The following is a 1,182-nucleotide window of genomic DNA, read 5'->3' as shown; positions in this document are numbered from 1 at the left end:
TGATCTTCTACCAGCTTGGGGGCCTGACCGGGATAAGAGGTTTTGATGATGACCTGCACATCCGAGAGATCCGGCAAGGCATCCAGCGGCGTTTTTTGTAACGCATGAATGCCCAGCACCGCCACAATCAACGCGATGATGAGGACCATCACGCGCTGACGGATAGCCATATCAATGATGGTCTTCAGCATTATGTGCCTCCTGATGCTGGCTGCTCAGACGCATCAAACTGCCTTTGAGACTGGCTTCAGAATCCAACAGGAACTGGCCGGAAATCACCACGTTTTCACCGTCACTGAGACCGTTGAGGATCTGCACCATGCCGCGGCTCATCATCCCTACATCCACCCGGCGTGCGACAAAATCGTTGTCTGCGGTTTTCACAATGACGCGGTTTTCTTTACCGGTCTGGATCAGTGCTTCTTGTGGCACGACCAGCGCATTTTCGTTCGCGCCGCCAAACAGGGATACCTTGGCGAGGGTATTGGGGCGCAGATGTTCGCCTTTATTTGGCAACACGACGCGCACCCGCAGACTGCGGGTCACCGGATCCAACTCGGGATAGATATAATCAATTTTCCCTTGCAGGCCCTTTATGCCCATGGCGGGAATACTGACTTCCGCCGGTTGGCCTACCGCCAGCCAACTCTGTTCATTTTCAAACACGTCGGCGATCACCCAGACCTTATCGAGATCCACCATTGACAGAATTTCAGTTGATGGCTGCAAATACATACCATCACGAATATCGAGATTTTTCACGTAACCATTGGACTCGGCATAAAAAGGTACGCGGAATTGCGTTTTGCCCGTTTTAGCTAACTGCTTAATCTGCTCTGGATTTAATCCCAGCAGCTCCAGTCGCGTTCCTGCTTTACGCAATAATTCCTGATAACGGTCGCTGTTACCGGAGCGCTTGAGCGTATCTTGCGCCAACAGATAATCGTCCTGTGCGTTAACTAAATCCGGCGAATAGATTTCGTAGAGCAGTTGTCCTTTTTTAATCTCGTCACCTTCAGATTGCACTGTGAGCTTCTCTACCCAGCCAGTAACGCGCGAGTGAATGTGGGTGATCTGGCTTTCGTCATAGCCGACTTCGCCGACGGTATCGACAAAGCGCCACATGGTTTGTCGGGTGGCTTTGGCGACTTTGAGTGCCAGCGCTTGCTGCATCTGGCCGGA

2 protein-coding genes are annotated in these 1,182 nt (G+C 52.0%); both read right to left on the bottom strand.

Annotation, left to right across the window (positions count from 1 at the left end):
- Positions 1-191 (bottom strand): efflux RND transporter permease subunit (locus PY479_RS17530; RefSeq protein ID WP_275484540.1); only part of this gene is annotated, 191 nt, incomplete at its 3' end.
- On the bottom strand, positions 172-1,182 hold a 1,011-nt coding region (locus PY479_RS17525), incomplete at its 5' end, for an efflux RND transporter periplasmic adaptor subunit (RefSeq protein ID WP_275484539.1). The genes PY479_RS17530 and PY479_RS17525, both read right to left, overlap by 20 nt.

Origin of the sequence: Shewanella sp. A32 (assembly GCF_029167175.1) — a bacterium.
In the GTDB taxonomy this organism is placed as follows: Bacteria; Pseudomonadota; Gammaproteobacteria; order Enterobacterales; family Shewanellaceae; genus Shewanella; species Shewanella yunxiaonensis.
This window is presented reverse-complemented; position numbering and strand designations above follow the sequence as displayed.